Origin of the sequence: Streptomyces sp. NPDC045431, assembly GCF_040646655.1 — a bacterium.
GTDB lineage: Bacteria > Actinomycetota > Actinomycetes > Streptomycetales > Streptomycetaceae > Streptomyces.
In genome coordinates, this window is record NZ_JBEZAQ010000003.1 from 248,907 (window position 1) to 269,458 (window position 20,552).

The 20,552-nt window shown below is 72.6% G+C and carries 20 protein-coding genes; 9 read left to right on the forward strand and 11 right to left on the reverse strand.

Annotation, left to right across the window (positions count from 1 at the left end; all coding sequences use genetic code 11):
• Positions 1-681: a DUF5701 family protein gene (locus tag AB0A69_RS09705; protein WP_361417596.1), complete on the forward strand. Its 681-nt coding sequence runs from the start codon at positions 1-3 to the stop codon at positions 679-681.
• 195 nt (positions 682-876) lie between these two features.
• On the opposite strand, the gene AB0A69_RS09710 is transcribed toward AB0A69_RS09705, so the two are convergent.
• The 3 genes from AB0A69_RS09710 to AB0A69_RS09720 are packed head-to-tail and all read right to left on the reverse strand — an operon-like array spanning position 877 to position 3,841.
• Positions 877-1,689: a hypothetical protein gene (locus AB0A69_RS09710; RefSeq protein WP_361417599.1), complete on the reverse strand. Its 813-nt coding sequence runs from the start codon at positions 1,687-1,689 to the stop codon at positions 877-879.
• Positions 1,686-2,354: a hypothetical protein gene (locus AB0A69_RS09715; RefSeq protein ID WP_361417602.1), complete on the reverse strand. Its 669-nt coding sequence runs from the start codon at positions 2,352-2,354 to the stop codon at positions 1,686-1,688. Before AB0A69_RS09715 ends, AB0A69_RS09710 begins: the two co-directional genes overlap by 4 nt.
• Complete coding sequence (locus AB0A69_RS09720; RefSeq protein WP_361417605.1) at positions 2,351-3,841, reverse strand: pyridoxal-dependent decarboxylase; 1,491 nt, start codon at positions 3,839-3,841, stop codon at positions 2,351-2,353. The genes AB0A69_RS09715 and AB0A69_RS09720 overlap by 4 nt, the downstream gene beginning before the upstream one ends.
• A 239-nt stretch (positions 3,842-4,080) precedes the next feature.
• Between AB0A69_RS09720 and AB0A69_RS09725 the strand changes: the two genes are divergently transcribed.
• Positions 4,081-5,259 carry a helix-turn-helix domain-containing protein gene (locus tag AB0A69_RS09725; protein ID WP_361417608.1) on the forward strand — a complete coding sequence of 393 codons (1,179 nt, stop codon included), beginning with the start codon at positions 4,081-4,083 and terminating at the stop codon, positions 5,257-5,259.
• 44 nt (positions 5,260-5,303) lie between these two features.
• On the opposite strand, the gene AB0A69_RS09730 is transcribed toward AB0A69_RS09725, so the two are convergent.
• Complete coding sequence (locus AB0A69_RS09730; protein WP_361417611.1) at positions 5,304-5,876, reverse strand: dihydrofolate reductase family protein; 573 nt, start codon at positions 5,874-5,876, stop codon at positions 5,304-5,306.
• Positions 5,877-6,054: 178 nt separating this feature from the next.
• Between AB0A69_RS09730 and AB0A69_RS09735 the strand changes: the two genes are divergently transcribed.
• The 5 genes from AB0A69_RS09735 to AB0A69_RS09755 all read left to right on the forward strand — a co-directional run bounded on the left by AB0A69_RS09735 (position 6,055) and on the right by AB0A69_RS09755 (position 11,295).
• Positions 6,055-6,528, forward strand: coding sequence for a carboxymuconolactone decarboxylase family protein (locus AB0A69_RS09735; protein ID WP_361417614.1), 474 nt, complete (start codon positions 6,055-6,057; stop codon positions 6,526-6,528).
• A 179-nt stretch (positions 6,529-6,707) separates the two neighbouring features.
• Positions 6,708-7,628, forward strand: coding sequence for a hypothetical protein (locus AB0A69_RS09740; protein ID WP_361417616.1), 921 nt, complete (start codon positions 6,708-6,710; stop codon positions 7,626-7,628).
• Positions 7,629-7,681: 53 nt separating this feature from the next.
• Positions 7,682-8,932 (forward strand): PQQ-binding-like beta-propeller repeat protein, encoded by a 1,251-nt coding sequence (locus tag AB0A69_RS09745; RefSeq protein WP_361417620.1) that lies wholly within the window; start codon positions 7,682-7,684, stop codon positions 8,930-8,932.
• Between the two features lie 74 nt (positions 8,933-9,006).
• Positions 9,007-9,951, forward strand: a complete 945-nt coding sequence (locus AB0A69_RS09750) for an RNA polymerase sigma-70 factor (protein ID WP_361417623.1) — start codon at positions 9,007-9,009, stop codon at positions 9,949-9,951.
• Positions 9,952-10,074: 123 nt separating this feature from the next.
• Positions 10,075-11,295, forward strand: a complete 1,221-nt coding sequence (locus AB0A69_RS09755) for an FAD-dependent oxidoreductase (RefSeq protein ID WP_361417626.1) — start codon at positions 10,075-10,077, stop codon at positions 11,293-11,295.
• On the opposite strand, the gene AB0A69_RS09760 is transcribed toward AB0A69_RS09755, so the two are convergent.
• From AB0A69_RS09760 to AB0A69_RS09775, 4 genes are all read right to left on the reverse strand, one after another.
• A complete protein-coding gene (locus AB0A69_RS09760) occupies positions 11,245-11,625 on the reverse strand; it encodes a hypothetical protein (protein WP_361417629.1) in 381 nt (126 codons plus the stop codon). The two genes, AB0A69_RS09755 and AB0A69_RS09760, sit on opposite strands and share 51 nt — an antisense overlap.
• A gap of 56 nt (positions 11,626-11,681) precedes the next feature.
• Positions 11,682-13,451, reverse strand: coding sequence for an insulinase family protein (locus tag AB0A69_RS09765; protein WP_361417632.1), 1,770 nt, complete (start codon positions 13,449-13,451; stop codon positions 11,682-11,684).
• Positions 13,452-13,455: 4 nt separating this feature from the next.
• Positions 13,456-14,415, reverse strand: coding sequence for a hypothetical protein (locus tag AB0A69_RS09770; RefSeq protein WP_361417635.1), 960 nt, complete (start codon positions 14,413-14,415; stop codon positions 13,456-13,458).
• Between the two features lie 100 nt (positions 14,416-14,515).
• Positions 14,516-15,211, reverse strand: a complete 696-nt coding sequence (locus AB0A69_RS09775) for a GDSL-type esterase/lipase family protein (RefSeq protein ID WP_361417639.1) — start codon at positions 15,209-15,211, stop codon at positions 14,516-14,518.
• A 71-nt stretch (positions 15,212-15,282) separates the two neighbouring features.
• Here AB0A69_RS09775 and AB0A69_RS09780 point away from each other — a divergent pair, with 71 nt between their 5' ends.
• The gene (locus tag AB0A69_RS09780; protein ID WP_361417642.1) at positions 15,283-16,326 is read left to right on the forward strand and encodes a WD40 repeat domain-containing protein; all 1,044 of its coding nucleotides are present in this window, start codon (positions 15,283-15,285) and stop codon (positions 16,324-16,326) included.
• A gap of 16 nt (positions 16,327-16,342) precedes the next feature.
• Here the strand turns inward: AB0A69_RS09780 and AB0A69_RS09785 are convergent, their stop codons facing one another.
• A complete protein-coding gene (locus AB0A69_RS09785) occupies positions 16,343-17,980 on the reverse strand; it encodes an ADP-ribosyltransferase domain-containing protein (RefSeq protein WP_361417645.1) in 1,638 nt (545 codons plus the stop codon).
• A gap of 177 nt (positions 17,981-18,157) precedes the next feature.
• Between AB0A69_RS09785 and AB0A69_RS09790 the strand changes: the two genes are divergently transcribed.
• A complete protein-coding gene (locus tag AB0A69_RS09790; RefSeq protein ID WP_361417648.1) occupies positions 18,158-18,835 on the forward strand; it encodes a macro domain-containing protein in 678 nt (225 codons plus the stop codon).
• A gap of 15 nt (positions 18,836-18,850) precedes the next feature.
• On the opposite strand, the gene AB0A69_RS09795 is transcribed toward AB0A69_RS09790, so the two are convergent.
• Both AB0A69_RS09795 and AB0A69_RS09800 read right to left on the reverse strand, forming a co-directional pair.
• Positions 18,851-19,615 (reverse strand): hypothetical protein, encoded by a 765-nt coding sequence (locus AB0A69_RS09795; protein WP_361417651.1) that lies wholly within the window; start codon positions 19,613-19,615, stop codon positions 18,851-18,853.
• Between the two features lie 110 nt (positions 19,616-19,725).
• Positions 19,726-20,541 carry a TetR/AcrR family transcriptional regulator gene (locus tag AB0A69_RS09800; protein WP_361417654.1) on the reverse strand — a complete coding sequence of 272 codons (816 nt, stop codon included), beginning with the start codon at positions 20,539-20,541 and terminating at the stop codon, positions 19,726-19,728.
• Positions 20,542-20,552: the final 11 nt, after the last annotated feature.

Here is a 20,552-nt window from a genome sequence, read left to right on the forward strand (position 1 = left end):
GTGCCCGAAACCGTACCCGCCACCACCACCGTGACCACGCTCCCGCCGCTCCCGCCGCTCACCGCCCAGGCGGAGCGCCTGATCGAGCTCGGGGTGCACGAGCTCGCGGGGCTGTCCCCCGAGGAGCTGCGCGCCTACGCCGAAGGCGCCAACGGCGTGGGCGGCGACGGTGACGTCCTGCTCGCCGTCCACCCGAGCCGCGTCCCCGCCTCGGCCCTCGCGCCGCTGCTCCGCCGCGCGGACAAGCCCGGGTTCGTCGTCGTCGACATGCCCGACGTCGACGACTTCACCCCGCTCGACACCGTCGAGCTGCCCGACACGCCCCTCTACCTCGTCACCGCCCCGGACCGGGGCGACGACATGGCCAACTGGAGCCCCGAGGAGGCCCTGCCCGCCCTCACCGCGAAGGACCGCACCCCGCTGGTCCTCACCGAGGGCATCCACTGGGTGCTCCAGCAGCCCGAGGCCCTGGAGCGCAACCACTGCTTCATGACGATCGGTTCGCGGCTGCGCAAGGCCAACGGCACCTTCGACGCCCGCACCCCGGCCATCTGGATCAGCAACGGCACGGGCCGCGACGGCCGCGAGCGGCGCGACGCCCCGAAGGTGGGCTGGTGCTGGTGGGGCAACCGCCACACCTGGCTGGGCTTCGCCTCGACGACGGGCCGCAGGCGCTCTTAGTCGCTCGGGCACGGGCGACCGGCGGCAACCCGCGCCGCGCGGGCTGCCGCAGCCGGCGGTCCGGCTTCCCCGGCCGTTCGCCGCGGCCGCGTACCGCGAGGCCGCGTGCCGTGCGAAGGGCGCCCCGGAGCGGCGGCACCTCGTGAGCGGGGCACAGCGGATGGAGGTACGCGCATAAGTCCGTGGAGGCGGTGCTCAGCGGCGGAACGCCTCCCATGCCCGCCCGGCCTCCAGGGCTCGTCGGCGGTACCTCTGCAGCTCCTCGACACCCTCGTGGGCGCGCTGCTCCCAGTAGCCGGTGATCGAGGCGGCGAACGCCGTGACCGCTTCTTCGGGGGCGTCCCGGTAGGCCGGGATGTGGGTGGCGTGCTTCTCGGCTTCCTCGGGGGTGTGGCCGGCGAGGATGAGCTGGGGGACCATCAGGGCGGCGTCGAGCCATGCTGCGCCGCGGTGGGCGAGGGCCCAGTCGACCAACAGCGGGCCGTGCTCGCCCATGAGGATGTTGTCCGTCCTAATGTCGCAGTGGAGCAGGGTGTCGCCGCGCATCGTGTCGTGATGCGCGGCCGCGCGCTCGACGACGGGATGGTCCGTGAACTCGGGCGTGCCCGGGTACGGGCACGGGGTGAGCGCGGTGTGGAGGGCTACGACGGCGTCGAGTACGGCGGGGATGTCGGGCGAGCCGGGGGAGAGGTCCGGGTGGTGGCCCTCGGCGTAGGCGAAGGCGAGGACGACCCAGCCGTCCGCGTCCAGGGTGGTCAGCAGCCGCGGGCCGAGTCCGTCGGGGAGGGCGCGGTTGATGGCGGCCTCGGTGCGGTACATGTCGGCGAGCGGATCGTGGGCGGGAATGGCCTTGATGAACACCTCGCCGCCGGCGGCCGGAAGCATCCGGACGCGGACGCCGGGGGTGAAGCCGCCTGCGATGGGCTCGACCGGGCCGGTGGGGTGGAAATGGTCGGCGATGCGGTGGCGGAGGAGGGCTGGGAGGTCGTCCCAGGTTCGGGTGGTCACGTCGGTCTCCAGGTGATCGCGTCGTGGTCGAGGTGGACCAGGTGCTCGTACGCGAGGGCGGCAAGGCCCCGGCGCAGGACCGCGTACAGGTGGGGGCCGGGCCGGTAGCCGAGGAACCGCTTCTCGGTCAGACCTTCCGGAGACGACAGTAGGGCGCTGGTGGCGTCGGCGAGCCTGATCTTTCCGGACCCGGTGATCCGCAGGGCGAGAAGGGCGCAGCCGCGCTCGGCCTCCGCGACGTGACGCCGGTAGGTGTGGACGTCGCCGGTGAGGAAGACGTGCGGGGTGGTGAGCGCGTTGAGGAGGAGCCGCCGTTTGAACGCCGGGGAGTTCAGCATCTGAGGGTTGCCGACGGGAGTGGCATAGTCGCTCACGCCGGTGAAGCCGTCGAGGCGGGCGGCGCTCTCGATCTCCTGTGCGGTGGCGTACAGCTTCGTGGTGTAGCTGACCTCCTCGTCGAGGGTGAGGCCGTGCTCGGCGTGGAGATGCTTGACGTCGTCGATCAGCTGGGCGAGCCGGTCGTGGGCAAGGGGCTGGTTTCCGGTGTAGAGGAGGTCGAGGTCGGACGTCGGCCCCGGGTGGGTGGCGTGGGAGCCGTAGGCGAGGGCGTACCCGTCGCTGGTGGGGTGCAGGGCGGCGGCCGTCGTGAGCAGGGCGGCGTTCACTGGTGCTCCAGGGCGTGGCCGAGGCCGGTGACGTAGGCGAGGGCGTCGCGCATGTGGCCTTCGGTGATCCGCTGGTTGTTGCCCATGAACCGCAGCGGATGCAGTGTCACGCCGCGCTGGAGGCGGCCGGTGTCGTCGGGGAGTGAGAACTGGTGGAAGTGCCACCGGCCCTCTTCCAGGATGCGGGCGTGGATGCGCTTGCTGATGGCGTTGATCCGTTCGACGTCCGGCCGCGCGGGGTCGTGTCCGGTGGGCAGGTACAGGAACACCACGGCGGTCATGTCGGGGTCGTTCAGCCGCAGAAGCCGCGGGTTGTCGTCGACCAGCCCGGTGAAGGTGCGGGTCGTGATCAGGCGGCGGCGCATGAGGTCGGCGAGCCCGCTGCGGCCGTGGGCGCGCATCATCGCCCACAGCTTGACCGAGGACCACTCCTTGGTGCCGATGAACGGGGTGACCTGCCCGAAGGCGAAGTCCTCCTGCATGATCAGGTCGGAGTACGAGGAGATCAGCCGCAGGGCGGCCGGGTCTCGGACGAGGAGCGCGGACATGGCGTACGGGATGTCCATGACCTTGTGCGGATCGACGGTGACGGAGTCGAAGTCCTCGATCCCGTCGAGCTTGCCGACGAGCTCGGGCGTCAAGGCGCACATCAGCCCCCAGCAGGCGTCCGCGTGCAGCCAGATGCGGGGGTCGGCGGCGCGGGTGATGCCGTGGACGGCGCGCAGGTTCTCAACAGTGTGCGTGCGGCTGTCGCCGGTGTAGGCGACGACGGACATGACCTCGCCCCGTCGTTCGGTGAGGGTGCGCTCCAGGGCCGCCAGGTCGTAGCGGTAGCCGCGCGTGGGGACCTCGATGATCCGGCCGCCGCAGCCGATCCACTCCAGGGCACTCTTCACGCTGTAGTGGCCGATCCCGGCCGGGACGACGATGTGCATCCGGGCCGCGTCGGTGACGCCCTGGTGCATGGTGCCGGGGGCGATGTTCTCCCGCGCAAGCATCATCGCCGTGGTGTTGGAGCCGGTGCCGCCGTAGGTGGTGACGCCGCCGACGTCCCACACCGTCCTCACCTCGGGAACGGCCGGGTTGGTGTAGCCGATCAGGGCGCGGAGCCACCGGATGACGGCGATCTCGGTGAATGTCGCGGACGGCGCGGCGAACGACTGGTTGATCAGGTTCTGCTGGGCGAACAGGGCGATGAGGCCGCCGGCGAGCGCGGCGACGTCGGCGCCGGTGTGCCCGAAGCCGAGGAAGCGGGGGGACGCCTCGTTGTTGCACATCGGCAGGACGGTGTCCACGAGTTCCTGCACGACCGCGGTGACGCCGGTCGGCTGCTCGGGCAGGTCCGTGACGAGAAGGTCGCGGATCTCGGCGGGGGCGAGACGCTTATGGGTCACCTGGTCGTCGAGCTTGAAGTCGACGCCGACGGTGACGAGCTGGTTCAACAGCGCGATGGCGCGATTGCGGTCCACGTCGTGCAACAAGCGCATGGCGTCACTCCTTCTCGTGGGGCTTGTGGGGCTCGTGGGATCAGCGCGGCCTGGACGTTGTCGGCCGTGGTCGTCCACTCGATCCCGGACGCGCGGCGGAGGTAAGTGATCCGCACCGTTCCGCCGGAACGCCCTGACCACAGCGGGCTCTGGCACCCAGTCAACGACTGCTGTCGCCGATCGAGCTATGTCTCGCCGAAGGTCTGCAAAGCCTGTGCGCGGATCGGCACACTGTGTGCATGACGATGGAGCTGGGCGAGAAGCTGCGGCTGGCGAGGCAAGCCAAGCGCATGTCTCAAACGGCGGTCGGCGAACGGGTGGGTTACTCGGCCTCGTGGATCTCCCGGGTCGAAGGCAACAAGATCACGCCGGATGCAGCCACGCTGGCCGCGTTATGTGATGTCCTGGGCCTTTCAGCTGACGACGTAGGCGAAGGGGACCACGTGGATCGACGAGGAGTTCTCGCGCTCGGCCTCGGCATGGGAGCGGCTCTCGCCCTCCCCTCCACGGCCGTGGCCGCTGAGCCGAAGGAGCTCGTCGAGCGGGCCCTTTTCCACCTCCCCGACCCAAGGCCGGCCACGCGCGAGACCTTGAATGCCTCGCTCCTTCAGGCCCGCGGCTTCTTCCACGAAGCCCGCTACGCCGACCTCGGTCGCGCCGTTCCCCCGCTGCTCGCGGCCGCCCTCGCCGCCCGCGCACACGACGTCGCCGCACGCGCCTACGTCCTCCTCGCCCAGCTCGCGATCAAGAACTACCAGGGCTACTCGTGGATCGCCGCCGACCGGGCCCGCGCCCAAGCCGAGCGCACTGGTGACCCCGTCGTGATGGGCGAGGCCGCCCACTCCATGGGCATCACCATGCGCCGCGCCGGCGAGTACCGCGCAGCCATCGACCACCTCCACCAGGCCACCACCCGCCTCAGCGCACGGCCCGACGAGCTTGCCATGAAGGGCACCCTCCTGCTGACCGCGAGCTACAGCGCCGCCCAGGCAGGCTGGCGGAGCGAGGCCGTCGACCTGATCGGCGAAGCCGAGGAGACCGCCACCCGCAAGGAGACCGCCGCCCAGCGCCTCTACATCCCCGGCGTGTTCGGCATCGACCAGACCCGCGTCTTCCGCATCTCCGTCCACCACGCCCTCGGCGACGGCGACCAGGCCCTGAAGTATGCCGCGCGGATCGATCCGCGCCGTCTGCCGAACGCCGAGCGCCGCGGCCGGGTATGCATGGACGTCGCGCGCGTCTGGCGCGACATGGGCGAGCCCGAGCGCGCGTTCGCCGCCCTGCGCGCCATGGAGCAGTACGCCCCTGAGGAGGCGCGTCGGCCGAAAGTCCGCGCGATCACGTCCGAGCTCCTGGCGCTCAACGGCGAGGTCCCTGGCCTGCGCGGCTTCGCCCAGCGCACCGGAGCCGCGATCTGACCCCTCGACGATTCCGCCGTCTGACCAAGGGCGACGAAGCTTGGTCAGCGGACGACGTCGAAGACCTGCTTCTGGAGGCCGTTGGCGTACGCCTCGTGCTCGACCAGCTTCAGCTTCTGGACGTCCTTGTCCGTGGCGCTGAAGAGGCGCTTGCCCGCGCCGAGCAGGAGCGGGAAGACGAGCAGGTGGTAGCGGTCGATCAGGCCCGCGTCCGACAGGGCGTGGTTCAGGGTCGCGCTGCCGTGGACGATGATCGGGCCGCCCTCGGTCTGCTTGAGGGCGGCCACGTCGTCGACGGAGCGCAGGATCGTCGTCTCGCCCCAGTGGGGGACCAGGGCGTCCTCGGTGAGGGTGGTGGAGACGACGTACTTCGGCATCGCCTTGTAGTCGGCGAAGTCCTCCATGTCGGGCCACACCCCGCTGAACGCCTCGTAGCTGGTGCGGCCCATCAGCATCGCGGTGGCCTCCTTCTGCTCGCGGCCCTTGATGTCGAAGGCCTCGGGCAGGAACTCGACGTGCTTGAAGGTCCAGCCGGAGTTCCGGTAGCCGGGCTCGCCGCCCGGGGCTTCCACGACGCCGTCGAGGGAGACGAAGGCGGTGCTGATCAGGGTGCGCATGGCGGGCTCCTCCGGTGTTCCGTGTCGGTCTCGGTCATTCGACCGTCGGTCACGGGCAAAGTCATCGGTGGCGGTGGCCCCGGCGGGGGAGACGCACGTCACACCCGTCCATGTCACAGTCGGCCAGGGCCGCCTCGTCCCAGAGGTGTATCCGCCAGCAACGGCCAAGGAGCACACCATGGAAGCCCGACTGAACCTCTTCGCCAGCCCGGTCGCCGCCACGTTCGTCAAGCACCTCGCCACGGCCGGAAAGGTCCTGGAGGGCGCGTCCGTGCCCACCGAGACCCAGCAGCTGATCACCCTCCGCGCGAGCCAGATCAACGGCTGCGGTTTCTGCGTCGACATGCACACCAAGGACGCCCTCCACGCCGGGGAGGACCCGCTGCGCCTGAACATGGTCGCGGCCTGGCGGGAGGCCACGGTCTTCACCGACGCCGAGCGCGCCGCGCTGGAGCTCGTCGAGCAGGGCACCCGCATCGCCGACGCGGCCGGCGGCGTCACGGACGAGGCGTGGGCGAACGCCGCGAAGCACTACGACGAGGAGCAGCTCACCGCGCTGGTGGCGACCATCGCCCTGATCAACGCCTTCAACCGCCTGAACGTCATCGTCCGGAACCCGGCCGGCGACTACCAGCCCGGGCAGTTCGGGTAGACCGTGCGCTGACCTGTGGTGTGAAGTGCCGTCCGCCGAAACGGACTTGTTGTACGAAATGGCGGCTGGTGCGGTACGGTGACCGCGTCATCACGCTCCGTGGATAAATGGAGCGGTCCCCGGCGGTGCGCCAACACCGATCCGAGGACCTTCACTCCCAGTGGAAGCAGCCACCGAAAATGCTTCGGCATGTTATCGCGCCCGTTCGGCGCTACACCAAGGTCTCGCACGACGTCGTACGGCATCCGTATCTGAACAGCGATGCGAAGATCCTGCTCATTCACGTCCAGGGGCTCCCCGACGGCAAGGTCGACAAGCCGCTCAGCGAGCACGCCGCCGAGTTGGGCCTGAGGCCCCGGGCGTACCAGAAGGCCAAGCGACTGCTGGTGGAGGGCGGGTTCGTCCACGAGTGGCAGTTCCAGGACCATCGGGGCCGGTGGGCCACCGAGCAGCTCTGCTCGAACGTCACCCTCACGAGGGAGGAGGCGGCGCGGGTGCGGGACGACGTTCCGGAGGAAGTGCCTCCGGTCGCGCCGCCGAGTGCGCCGGAACCGACCGTCGGTGAATCGGCACCCCGGGTGGTCGGCGGCTCCCCTCCGGAAGACGAAGACGGAGAGAAGAACGATCCCCACCGCCCACCCAAAGCCCCGGCCCCGGCCCCGGCCCCGGCCTCGGCGCCGGAGCTCGCCCAGGCCGAGCGGGTCCTCCTCTCGCTGCGGCATACGCACCCCGACCTGCTGCTCGGCGTCCGCGAGGCACGCGGCCTCGCCGACGCGGCGGCCGAGTGGCTGCGGCGCGGCCTGTCGGCGTCCGAACTGCACCGGGCGCTGACGTCCGGGCTGCCGCCCGGGGGCGTCCGCTCGGCGGTGGGATTCCTGCGGCACCGCCTGGTGGAGAAGTTGCCCGTCGCCGCGGAAGCCGCCGCGGGGCCGCGCCAGATGGTCGTCTGCGAGGGGCCGGGCGACGAGCACCTCTTCCGGCCGGTCGGCGACGAGACGCAGTGCGGGCGCTGCCGGCAGGCCGCCGCGGCGGCAGCGGCCCCGCGCCCCGCCCCCTCCTGGCGCGCCCTCGTCGCGCGGGAGGCGTCCGCCGGTGCGTAGGCCGCCCCCTACTCTGAGGCCTTCGAACTGCTGGACCAGGGGTGGGGATCCGTATGGCGACGCGCACGAGCGATGACGGGGCACCGGGGTGGTGGAGGAGGGCGATCGCCCTCGCGGTGGTGATCGTGGTGCCGCTCGGCCTCCTGGGGGGTCTCGCCTCCGTCATCGCCTCCGAACTGGGCTACATGCCCGGCGACTCGATGGAGCGCGTCTGGAACACTCCGCACGACCGCGCGGCCGCCGGGCACGGCAACGCGGCCTGGCTCGTCGGGGACACCGTCGTCCGCAGTCGCTACGACGCCGTCACGGCCTTCGACGCCGGGTCGGGGAAGCGGCGCTGGGAGTACAACCCGCCCAGGACGGCGGAGATCTGCGCGACCAGCCGCGTCGCGGCCGACTCCGTCGCGCTGGTCGCCCATGGCGACGCGGGCAAGGACTGCGCCACTGTCGCCGCGATCGACCTGAGGAACGGCCGCGAGCTGTGGCGGACCAGCCGCACGACGGGCGGTGGCCCGCGGACCGACACGGAGGAGATCGTCGCGGTCGGCGGCGGACTCGCCGTGCTCGGTGGCCCCGCCGATCGGGCCGTGGGCGGATTCGACCTGCGCACCGGCGCCAAGCGTTGGCAGGCCGCCGTACCGAAGGGCTGCGTGCCGCGTGGGGTCGCCGCCTCGGCCCGGCAGGTCCTCGCGGTGCTCGCCTGCGAGGAGATGAAGCTCGCCGCGTTCGACCCGGCCGACGGCACGGCGCGGTGGACGGTCGCCCTCGGTGACCGGCGCCCGATCGGCACGGACGTGTCCGTCGGTTTCCTGTCCGCCGAACCGGTGGTGCTCGACGTCGAGTCGCTGGAGTCGCACGGGACGGACTCATTCGCCTCCTTCGGGCCCGACGGCCGCCGTCAGGCGCTGATCGAGGCCGTCGGCGACAACGCCGGCATACCGGTGGGCAGCCGGGAAAGGGTGGCCGTCGACGGCGGGAAGCTCTTCACCCACGTCGGAGGCGAGGTCGTCGCCTACGACCTGACCAGCGGCGACAGGGTGTGGCGGGACTCCGTGTCCGGCGGGGTCACGGCGCTGCACGCGGGCGGCGGCCGGGTGACGGTCCTGACCCGTGAGAGGCGGGGCCACGATCAGCTGTACGTCCATGACGCCGTCACCGGCGAGCGCCGGGACGTGCGCACCTTCAACCGCGACGCGGACGACGGCAACGCGGAGCTGGCGGGCCTCCTGACGTACAAGGACCTGCTGATCGCGGTCCGTTGGGGCGACGGCGTACGGCCCTTCTCGGGGTACGCGACCTGGTGAGGCGGCCCGAGCGGCCGGAGCGGTCCGCCGAAACACCCCCGCCGTCGCGGCCCGGGACGGCTACGATCGCGCGCATGGCCCTGATCACGAGTGACGTCGACCGGTTCGAGGCCGCCAGGCCGCGGCTGGAGGCCATCGCCTACCGGCTGCTCGGCTCGGCGAGTGAGGCGGAGGACGCCGTGCAGGAAACGTTCCTGCGCTGGCAGGCCGCCGACGTGGCGCGGATCGAGGTGCCCGAGGCGTGGCTCACGAAGGTGCTGACCAACCTCTGCCTGAACATGCTCACTTCGGCGCGCGCCCGGCGGGAGACGTACGTGGGCAGGTGGCTCCCGGAGCCGCTCCTCGCCGGGGACCCGATGCTGGGCCCGGCCGACACCGCCGAACAGCGCGAGTCGGTGTCGTACGCCGTCCTCGTCCTGCTGGAGCGACTGTCGCCGGGCGAGCGGGCGGTGTACGTGCTGCGGGAGGCCTTCGACTACCCGCACCGGGAGATCGCCGCGATCCTCGACATCACCGAGGCCGCCAGTCAGCAGACGTACCACCGGGCCAAGAAGCACGTCGCGGACGGCAGGGCGCGCACCGAGATCGACGAGGCCGCCGCCCGGCGGATCGTCGACGAGTTCCTGGCGGCGGCGACCAGCGGCCGTACCGAACCCCTCGTACGCCTGCTGACCGAGGACGCCATCGCGGCCGGTGACGGCGGCGGGAAGGTCCCGGCGCGTGCGAAGGGCTTCGAGGGCGCGCTCGCGGTCGCGAAGTTCCTGCGCGGGCTGTTCAAGCCCAGTCAGGCCAAGCGGGCCCTCGTCGGCGGAACGCCCGAGATCCACGCGACGACCGCCAACGGCGAACCCGCCATCGTGGTGGTCGTGGACGGCCGGGTCGTCGCGGTCACCTGCCTGGAGGTCACCGCGGAGGGCATCGTCGCGGTCCGCAGCCAGGTCAACCCCGACAAGCTCGTCCGGGCGACGGAGCTGTGGACCGCCGCGCACCAGGGGGAGCCCCCGCTCCTCACGCTCTGACCCGACTCCGGCGGGATGTGACGTGGTTCACATCCCGAACCTGTCAGGAAACGCCGGGCTGCCCGGTTCAAGGGGCGAAACCGCGCAAGACAGCGGCGGAACCTCGCAGACAGGAGCAGGCCCATGCAGCACCGCATCGTCGTCCTCGGAGCCGGCTACACCGGAGCCGTCGCCGCCGGCCGCGTCGCCCGGCGACTGCACCGCGCGGACGTCAGCATCACCCTCGTCAACCCCGAGCCCGACTTCGTCGAGCGCGTCCGGCTGCACCAGCTCGCCGTCGGGCAGGAGCTCAAGCCCCGCCCGTTCGTCGAGATGTTCGCGGGCACGGGCGTGGCGCTGAAGCTCGCGAAGGTCACCGCCGTGGACGCCGACCGCAAGACGGTCACGGTCGCTCCGGCGGACGGTTCCGAGCGCGAGGTCCTGGAGTACGACACCCTCGTCTACGCCCTCGGCAGCGGCTGGAACGACGGCGGCGTGCCCGGCGCCGCCACCCACGCGTACGAGGTCTCCAGCCGCCCCGGCGCCCTCCGCCTCCGCGACCGCCTCGCCGCCCTGGACGCCGGCCGGCCCGTGGTCGTGGTCGGCGGCGGCCTGACCGGCCTGGAGGCCGCGACCGAGATCGCCGAGGCCCGCCCGGACCTCGACGTCGCCCTGGCCACCCACGGCGCCTTCGGCGACTGGCTCTCCAAGAAGGGCCGTGGCCACCTGCGGAAGGTGGCGGACAAGCTCGGCATCACGGTCCACGAGTACGCGGCGGTGAACGCCGTGGAGGCGGACCAGGTCACGACGGCCGACGGCCGGACCCTCCCCGCCGACGTCACCGTGTGGACCACCGGCTTCGCCGTCCACCCCATCGCCCAGGCCACCGCCCTCGAACTCACCGACCGGGGCCAGATCGTGGTCGACGCCACCATGCGCTCGGTCTCCCACCCGGACGTGTACGCCGTCGGCGACGCGGCGATGGCCATCGGGCCCAACGACAAGCCGCTGCGCATGTCCTGCGCCTCGGGCGTCCCCATGGCCTGGCAGGCCGCCGACGCCATCGCCGCCCGCCTGGCCGGGGTCAAGGTGCCCCGCGTCCCCATCCGGTACTTCCAGCAGTGCGTCTCGCTCGGCCGCAAGGAGGGCCTGATCCAGTTCGTCACGGCCGACGACCAGACGAAGGACGGCGCCCTGACGGGCCGCGTGGCCGCGCTCTACAAGGAGCTGATCTGCAAGGGAGCGGCCTGGGGCGTCGCCAACCCGACCGCGGGCCTGCCGACCCGCCGCCGGCGCGTCGTACAGCTCCCCGGGTCAGCCGCTGCCGCCGCAGCCACCGCCCCCGCCACCACCACCGCAGCTTGAGGCCGCGCCCGCGGCGCCGTCGCCCGGGGAACCCCAGTCGGCGGCGGCGCCGCACCAGGGCGCGAGGGTGCCGCTGACGGCGGCGCCGGTCCCGTTGCCGTACGGGCTCTGCCGCGCCTTCCAGGTCTCGGGGGTGACCAGGGCCAGCAGTTCGGGCTCCTCGGAGGCGGTGAGGCCGTCGAGGGCGACGGCGACCGTGGAGGGGCGGTCGCACGTGGCGCGCAGGGTGGTGAGCGTCCGCTGGACGCGGTACGGCACCCGCGCCGCGACCGGCTTGAGCAGCCGGGAGGCGACGTCGGCCACGGCGAACAGCGCGAAGCCCGCCCACACCAGGAGGCGCCCGGTTCGAACGGGCCGGTGGTGACGTCGGCGGGAGATCGCCAAGCTCAGCGGCGGGCGGCCCGGCGGGACTTCCAGTGGCGGCGGGCGGTGACCGCCAGCGCCGCCACGAGGAACGCCTCCAGCAGCCACACCGTGAAGAGGAATCCCCAGTCGGGGCCCGCCGCGACCGACGGGTCGAACTCGTCCGCCGTACCGGTCACCGCGACCAGGCTCCAGAACAGCGCCAGCACGCCCAGGACCCACAGTTTCGCCTTCGAGGCGCGCTGTCCCGGAACGGGCGGCTCCGGGCGGCGGGCTTCGGGCTGCGGGATGCGGTCCGGGGAGCGCACCGGCATCGGGACGACGACCTGCGGCGGGACCGCCGCGTCGATCGGGGCGAGCGCGGCGGGCGTCACCTCGTACAGGGTCGGCTCGACGGAGACGCTCATCCCGTCGAGGCCGATGAGGTGGCGGGCACCATCGGGGAAGGCCAGCACGGCCGCGCACTGGTCGTAGCGGACGCTGGCCTGGTTCCCGGGCGAGACGAGGCTGACGCCCTCCGCGCCGACGACCAGCGCCGCGCGCGAGTCGGTGCGGTGGGGATGGCGGCGGCCCTCCAGCACCTCGGCCGACCGCGACGGCGCCTCGTGGAACCCGGCCCAGTCGGCGCCCCGGCCGCCGGGCACCTTCAGCAGGGCGTTCGCCCACACCTCCTGGGCGACGGCGTGCAGGTCGGCGGGGGTGAGGGCGTCCAGCTCGGCGAGATAGGTGTCCTTGCCGGGGAGCGGATGGCCGGTGAGCAGGCCGAGGGCGTACGCGGGCAGCTGGGCGGCGGCGAGGTCGGGGACCTCGTACATCTTGCGGCGGGCGGCGCGTACGGCGGCGAAGTCGGCCTCGTCGACGCGCCCGGCGCGCAGGGCGGCGAGGACGTCGATGAAGCCGCCGACGACCGCGTCCTGCTTCCGCGGCAGCGCGTCCGCGAGCGCCGTGATCGTCGCGAAGTCGGCGTCCCGGGGCGCGTAGTCGCTGTCGGCGGTGTACGACAGGCCGCCCTTCTGGCGCAGCTCGCGGAAGAGCGCCTTGCCGAGCACGTCCGAGAAGACGCCGGCGGCGGTCGAGCGGCGGACCACGGCGTCGAGGACGACGACACCGTCGTCGCCGTGGAAGAAGGCGGGGGTGTGGGGCAGGGCGGACGTCACGGCCGGCATCGGGTGGCGGGGGCCGGACGGCAGGCGCACGTCCAGGCCCTCGGGCAGGTCCCCCGACGGGCTGTCGCAGCTGATCCACAGGACGGCGTTCTCGCGGGTGAAGCGGGTGGCCGCCCAGTGGCGTATCGCGGCCGCGTCGAGCCGGGGCAGGCCCAGTTCGTGGTACGAGGCGAGGCCGTGGCCCTGGGCGCCGTACCGCCACAGGGGGACGTCGGAGTGCGGGCCGGTGCCGCGCCCGGCGGCCTCGGTGCGCAGGATCTCCTTCTCCGTCTCCAGCCGCTCCACGGGCAGGTCGCGCAGGGCCGCGCAGACGTCGTTGAGGTACGCGACGACCTCGGCCGGGTCGCCGGTGACGTGGAAGTGGGTGTGGGTGGCGTCGGTGGTGCCGTTGTAGTGGTGCGGGCCGACGCCGTCGATGCCGTGGCGGTGCAGGGCGAGGTGCTCGACGAGGTGCGTGATGCCGCGCGTGGCGAGCGTCTCGTCGGCGCTGCCGACGCGGAAGAGCAGACCGGCGGAGGCCGGGCCCGGGCGGTGCGCGACGACGGTGCGTACGCCGTCGATCACGGTCTCGCGTATGCCGGCGACGGGGGTGTCGGTGAGCCGGCCCATCGGATCCATCGGGGTCATCGGGTCAGCCCTTCGCCAGTGCGTGCTTGCGGTGCCGGAGGAACGCGGCCGCCGGGTCGTCGTCGAGGTAGTCCCAGGGGTGCCTCGTCGCGTTGTCCCCGAGGGCGCGGAAGTGCGGGGCGGCCTCGGCGTAGTGGCGGCCCAGGGAGAGGGCGGCGGCGAAGTGGCCGTGGGCGGAGACCCAGTGGAAGCCCGGGCGGTAGTGCGGGTGCAGGACGGAGTGCGCGGCGGCCGCGGTCAGTTCGTCGCGGACCGCGGGCTCGGCCAGCCGGCGGCCGCCCTCGCGCGGGGAGAGGTCGAGCCACTGCTCCAGGTACGCCTCGGCGACCAGCGTGGCGTTGTGCCCGCCGGCCGGGGAGGCGGCCGCGCACTCCTTCGCGAAGCCGAAGGCGGCCTCCCAGGAGCCGCCCCACTTCGGGCACAGCAGCTGGAGGAGCTGCGTCTGCGCCGGGTAGTGGTGGGGGTGGTGTTCGGCGAGCCGGTCGTAGCGGCGGCGGGTCTCGCTCTGGCCGAGCTCCAGGCCGCGCGCGGTGATCAGGCGCAGGTACCAGCCGAGGGCGTAGTCGGGGTACTCGGCGCAGACCTCGATGAGGAGCCCCTCGGCGCGGCGCAGCCAGGCGTGGAACTGGTCGAACTGCTCGCGCGAGACGTGCTGGGCCCGGGCGTCGGAGCGGATGCCCCAGCCGATGCGGACGCGGCGGTCGGCGAGGAGGCAGCGGGGGAGCGGGTCGCCGGGGTGGTCGGCGACGGCCTGCTCCAGGAACGCCTCGCAGCCGTCGAGGCCCGCGACGTACGAGCAGGCGTAGGCGCGTTCGTCCTCGTGCGTCAGACCGGCGAAGAAGCGGGCGACGGCCGGCCAGTCGCGCTCCGCCACGGCGGTGCGGAGGGTGTCGAGGACGGGCATGGCGAGGTGCGCGTCGAAGCGCGGGCGCGCCGAGAAGAGCGGTGACGCGGAGTTGGGCACGGAGATCTGTTCCCCCCAAGGAACGCGCACGCGGGGGTGGTGCGCACGATGGACCCGGAGGGTAGCAGTCCGCTTCTGTGGCGGCCCTGTCAGGAGCGCTCTACCAGGGGGTGGGGGCTGCTTCGTACGGGCCGCCGATGTCCCATGCCTGGTGCATCGCCGTCGCGAAGGCCGCCGCCAGCTTGTGCTCGCCCGACGGGCCGGGGTGGGTGCCGTCGTACGTGTCGGTGTGGAGGTCGTACGCCTCCGGGGGCGTCGCCAGCAGCAGGGGCGAGCCCGGCTGGTCGAGGTCGGCGACCGCCTTCGCGAGCAGCTCGTTGAAGCGGGCGCACTCGGCGGCGAAGTCGGGCTCGTCGCGGGCGCGGACGTTCGGGATGACCGGGAGGAGCACGGCGCGGACGCGGGGGTTCGCGGCGCGCGCCTCCCGGAGGAAGGCGCGGACGTTCTCGGCGGTCTGGTCGCTGTTGGTGTAGAAGCCGAGGTCGATCAGGCCGAGGGCGACCAGCAGGACGTCCGCCTTCGTGGAGGCGACGGCCCCGCGGATGAGGGGCGCCATGTGGAGCCAGCCCTCGCCCCAGCCGGCGAGGTGGCGCTGGGCCTTGGCGGGGAAACCCGGGTCGCCGTACGCGTGGGAGACGGGCGCGTCGGCGGAGGTGTCGTACAGCTCGGTGCGCGGGCCGACGATGGCGTACGGGCCGCCGAAGGTGGCGTTGAGGTGCTGCCACATCCGGTAGCGCCAGGTGTAGTCGCCGGCGCGTCCGATGGTTTGGCTGTCGCCGACGAACATGAAACGCATACGGCCATCATCCCCGACCCGACCCCCGGCCGGGGAGCGCGGGGGCGCTGTGACCATGGACACTGGGGCGTATGGCTGCGTTCTTGCGGATGGCTTCGGTGGCGGGTGCGCTCGCGGCGGGTGCGCTCGTGGTGGCGGCCGCCGTCCCGGCGGTGGCGGACGACGGCGGGTTCACCCTCCAGGACCCGCGGATCACCGAGTCCAGCGGGCTCGCGGCCAGCCGCGCCCACCCGGGCGTCTACTGGACGCACAACGACCAGGACGGGCCGCGCGTCTTCGCCGTCGACGGCCGCACCGGCCGGACGGTCGCCACGGTCACCCTGCGCGGGATCGGCACCCCGCGCGACATGGAGGCCATCTCGGTCGGCCCGGACGGTGCCGTGTACGTCGGGGACATCGGGGACAACCTCAACGGTTCCTGGGACCACGTGTGGATCTACCGCTTCCCCGAGCCGAAGGAGCTCGGGGACCGGACGGTCGACGCCACGCAGTACACCGTCCGGTACGCCGACGGGGCGCGCGACGCGGAGGCGCTGATGGTGCACCCGAAGACGGGCCGCGTCTACATCGCGTCGAAGAACGAGGACGGCGGCGGCCTGTACGAAGGGCCCGCGCGGCTCTCCGCGGGCGGCGCCAACGTCTTCCGGCGCGTAGGCGAGGTGCCGTGGGTGACGGACGGCGCCTTCTCGCCGGACGGGACGGAGCTGGTGCTGCGGAGCTACTTCAGCGCGCGGGCGTACGCGTGGGAGGGCGGGGGCCGGCTCGGGGAGGAGCGGCGGGTGTCCGCACCGCTGCAGCGGCAGTCGGAGTCGGTGACGTACACGCTGGACGGGAAGGCGCTGATGATCGGGTCGGAGGGGGAGGGGAGCGAGGTCGTCCGGGTGCCGGTGGAGCGGGGTGCCGGAGCCGGTGCCGACGCCGGGCAGGGGCGGACGCAGGCTCCCGGCTCCCCTTCGGGCAACGGCGGCGGCGGCAGCGGCGGCGGCTCGGCGGACGGTTCGAACGGCTCGGGCGGCTCGTCCGGCGAGGGCGGGAACGCCACCCTGGGTGTGCTCGTGCTGGGCGCGGTCGCGGTGGGTGCCTTCTGGCTGAGGCGGCGGCGCCCGCGCGGGTAGGGCGGCGCCGGCTTGTTCAGGAGACGAGCGGCTGCTCCTCCAGCTCGGTCAGTCGCACGGTGCACAGGCCGCCGCGTTCGGTCTTCACGTCGGTGACCTTGAGCTGGGTTCCGGGCGCGAGGATGTACTCCTCCTCGCCGGTGAACGCCGAGAAGCTGCGGATGCCCACGGCCCGGACGGGCTGGACCTCGAAGAGCGTCCGCTTGCCGCGGCTGCCGAGGAACGACCGGGCCACGCCGAGCTCGGACGTGCACGAGGACACGCCCCACCAGGTCACCGTCCGCCCGAGCGGGTACTGCGCCCGCAGGTCCAGGGCCACGCCGCGCCACAGCGGCTCGGTGCGGGCCGGGAGGCCCGACACCGCCGAGAACAGCAGGCGCAGATAGGGCAGGTACGGGACGAGCCTGGACCGGTCGGGGGCGCGCAGGATGGCGTTGATCTCGCGGTAGAACGCCGACTCGCAGGTGTAGAGGTAGAGGGCGGCGATGGCGTCGGCGGAGAGGCCGTCGGGCGCCTCGTCCGCCCGCCGCTTGCCGAATTCGTGGGACAGCCGGACGTGCCGGTCCAGGCCGGACAGCAGCCGGGCGACCGGGGCGACGGCGTCGCGGAAGTCCATGAGCGGGGTGTCGAACACGCCGGTGATGGCGGGGAGGACGAGGCCCTCGTCCTTGACGCTGGAGAGGCGGTCCAGATAGAGCTGGTGCAGCTCCATGGTGGACGCGATGAAGGCGCCCATGCGTTCGGCGGTGCCGTCGTCCGCGGTCCCGCCCCCGTCGGCGTCCGCCGCGGCGCGCTGGTCCCACCCCTTGCTCGGGAGCCAGTCGATCGGGTCGGCACCGAGTGAGGCGAGGGCGTCGTTCACGGTCGCGAAGTGATCGCCTTCGCAGAAGAGGTCGCCCTGCGCCGCCGGGTTGGCGTGGTCGATGTGGCGGACGTCGAGGTCGGGGTACTTCTCCTGGAGCCGGAGGACGATCTTCTTCAGGCTGCGTGCGTGCGCGCCCCACCAGGCGAAGACGACACCGCGGTCCTCCTCGGCGGCGTCCTGCTTGGCCTTGAGGATCTCCTCGACGATCCGCTCGGCGACCGGCCGCCAGAACGCCGTGTGCCGGTCGGGCCCCGTCGACCGGTCGCCGCTGGCGGTGAGCGCGGCGTTCAGCAGCAGCACCCCCTGCGTGAGCATGGCCTGGAACCACTCCGGCGGCTGGACGGTGTCCTGCTTCGCCAGCAGCGCGCGGACGTCGGCGATGGGCGTCTTCTTGGGTATCCCGTACTTCCACATCGCGGCCGCCTTGATGATGCAGCGGATGCTGACGACCCTGCCGAACTGGCTGTCCTTCCAGTCGTGGAAGGTGTTGTCGAACATGGCGATGCCGGTCGCGCTCTCCGGCCGCGGGTAGGGGTTCTGGCCGAAGACGACGACCTTCCACTTGTGCGGCGGGTGGGGCTTGAGCGCCTGGAAGGTCAGTTCGCGGACGGGAACGACTTCGGGGCTGCGGTCGGGGCCGATGAAGCCGGCCGCGCCGGGCTGCGCCTCGATGACGGGCTTCAGCAGCGGGAGCCACGGTTCGCCGCCGCCCTTGAACAGCTCGGCGAGGGCCAGCGGGTCGGCCGGGTCCGGGGTGGAGGGGGTGGCCGGGGTGGGGGAATCGCTCATGGTGAAGGGCTCCGAATCTCGTCGGTCGCGAAACTGGAGCGGGACGCTAGCACCGGGCAGTGACAGTGGGACGTTGGTGACGAACCATCACATACCTCAGTAAAAGGGCCGGTTGTCAGTGGCGGGCGCTAGCGTCGTGGGCAGTGGAAGAACCGTTGCTCGATGGGGGAGTGGACGATGACCGTGGACCGAGTGCAGGCGCCGCTCAGGGTCGTGCTGACCGATGTCAACGCGGATGTGGTGGAGGCGTGGCGGGCGGCGTTCGCCGACACGCCCGAGGTCGAGATCCGCAGGGGGTCGATCCTCGATGAGCAGGTCGATGCGTGGGTGAGCCCGACCAACTCCCGGGGGCGGATGGACGGCGGCGTCGACGCCGTCGTCAAGCGGTACCTCGGAGCGGGCATCCAGCTGCGGGTGCAGCGGGCGATCCGCGACCGGTTCGCGGGGAGGCTGCCGGTGGGCAGCGCGGTGTGCGTGCCGTCCGGGGCGGTGAACCCGAAGTATCTGATCTCCACGCCGACGATGGAGCGGTCCGCGCAGGACGTGAGCGAGACCCTGAACGTCGCGCTCGCGTGCGCCGCCGCGTTCCAGGCGATCCACCGGCAGAACGAGCAGTCGCCGGGCTCCATCGGGTCCGTGGCGCTGGTCGGCATGGGTGCCCGGACCGGCGGGGTGCCGCCGCGGGTGTGCGCCAACCTGATGTGGACGGGCTACACGCTCTTCCAGGACCACCACTTCGAGGACGACGACGATCTGCGCGCCACGATCACCGCGCAGCTCGACGACATAGAGCAGGCGCCCGCCGAGAAGCGGGTGCGCATCACGCCGCCCACGCGTCCCTCGTCCCGTCGCTGACCGCCGGCTCCGTCCTCACTGGGTGGTGTCCAGCCGGGGCTTGCGCTTGACGTCGGTCAGCTTCACGTCCTCCGTCTCGGGGGCGCCGAACGTCTCCACGATCACTCCGCTGCCGGTTCCGGTGACCTCCAGGGCCGCGTGGCTGCCCATGAAGCGCAGGTCGACCCGCACCCGGGGAGCGCCCCCGTGGTCCGGCATCCGGTGCACCCGCGAGGCGGGGTAGTCGAGGGCGATCAGCTTCGTGCGCATCGCGTCGTAGTCGGTCGTCCTCGTGTTGAACGCCTTGCCGACGCGGTCCGCGTGCTGGTCGGCGAAGCACTGCTCGACACCGGTCAGGGGCACCTCGACCGGCGCGGGCTTGCGGGAACCGGGGGCGGGGCTCGGCGGCTCGGGGGCGTCGGAGGGAAGGGGAACGGGGACGTCCTCGGCGTCGCCCGGGACGGGCGGGGGCGTCTCGCCCGGCCCGTAGATCCGGGTGGGCTCCTCCTCGAGCACCAGGCCGTCGGGCACAGGCGGTTCGCCACCACCCTTGTCACTGGGGGCGTCGGGGGAGCAGGCCTGCAGGGTCTGGCCCATCAAGTCGATGAACCGCATCTCCGGATCTCTATGGCCGGACGGGGCACTGGGCGAGGGCGAGGTGCTCGGCACGGCACGCGCCGAGGCGGCGCTGCCCGCGGGGGCCGCCTGGTCGGTGGCGGCCTTCTGGGTGCCGCAGGCGGACAGGAGGAGGCAGCCCAGCGCGGCCACCAGCACGGACTTCGGGAGAGTGTTCTTTCGCATGCACACATCATCCGGAGAGCGGCCACCTCGGGGCATGAGTACGCGTACTCACCTGCGCCTGGGCGGCCAACTCGCTTACGCACAGCCGCAGGCGAGGCCGGCGCACCTGGTCAGGCGGCGTCGTCCGGCGGTGCGGCCTGCGGAGTGGGGCGGGCGGACACCAGGGCCTCGAAGCCCGCCAGCAGGGCGCGCAGGCCGAAGCCGAAGTGGTCGACGTCGGGCGAGAAGGTGTCCTCGGAGAGGGCGGCGATCAGGGGGTAGTCCCCGCTCTCCATGGCGCGGACCAGGAAGGGGCCCTGGCGCGTCCAGAACTCCTCGTCGCTGACTCCGGTCTCCTTGGCGGCCTCCACCGCCTGCGCCTCCAGGCGCGCGATACCGGCGGCGAAGCTCTGGACGGTGATGATCACCGAGAGGGTCTCCGGATCGCTCAGCCCCATGCCCTTCAGGCCCCGCAGGGACCGCTCGAACTCCCGGAGCGCGCTCGGGCCGAGGACCGTACGGGCCTGGTTGACCTTCAGCAGCCACGGGTGGCGGCGGTAGAGGTCGAGCTGCTCCCGGGCCAGGAACTCCACGGCGGCGCGCCAGTCGGCGGGCGGCGGGGCGGGGGAGTCCAGGGCGTCGCCCTGGACGTGGTCGAGCATCAGGTCGAGCAGCTCCGCCTTGCCGGGGACGTACCGGTACAGCGACATCGTGCCGGCGCCGAGCTCGGTGGAGAGGCGGCGCATCGAGACGGCGTCGAGGCCCTCCGCGTCGGCGACCTCGACCGCGGCGGTGACGATCCGGTCGAGGGTCAGGCCGCGCTTGGGCCCCCGCGCGCCGCGCGCGGGCGGCTCCCCGGCGTCCCAGAGCAGCTCAAGGCTGCGGGTGATGTCGCCGCTGCCGGTCGTCGCCGTGACGCCGCCGCCGGTGGTCTTCTGGCTGCTCATGGGGCCAGCGT